Source organism: Mesorhizobium sp. M8A.F.Ca.ET.202.01.1.1, from assembly GCF_004791595.1.
GTDB lineage: Bacteria > Pseudomonadota > Alphaproteobacteria > Rhizobiales > Rhizobiaceae > Mesorhizobium.
Map to the genome: position 1 here is coordinate 1 of NZ_SRUN01000163.1, position 331 is coordinate 331.

The following is a 331-nucleotide window of genomic DNA, read 5'->3' on the forward strand; positions in this document are numbered from 1 at the left end:
GCGGCCCTGCACCTGCTTGGAGCCGATCAGATTGGCCGCCTCGACCACGCCCGGCCAGGCCTTGCGCACCGCCTTGTTCTCGCCCAGCACAGCGCAGGGCACCGCGGCGCCGATCCGGAAGCCGTCGGCCGTTTCGGTGATGTCGGCCAGGCCGCTTATCGCCTTGATGTCGACGATCAGCTCGGGCTCGATGAAGCCGCCCTTCATCCTCACCAAAAGGTCACTGCCCCCGGCGAGGATCGCGGCGGGGCCTACCGCCTTGGCGAGCTCGCCAACGGCATCTTCGATTGAAAGCGGACGTATGTAACGCATCGTCTCCCCTTGGTGGTCG

At 66.8% G+C, this 331-nt stretch carries 1 protein-coding gene; it reads right to left on the reverse strand.

Annotated features, from left to right (window positions below; translation table 11 throughout):
- On the reverse strand, positions 1-312 hold a 312-nt coding region (locus EN845_RS34320; protein WP_189587441.1), incomplete at its 3' end, for an FAD binding domain-containing protein.
- Positions 313-331 lie beyond the last annotated feature (19 nt).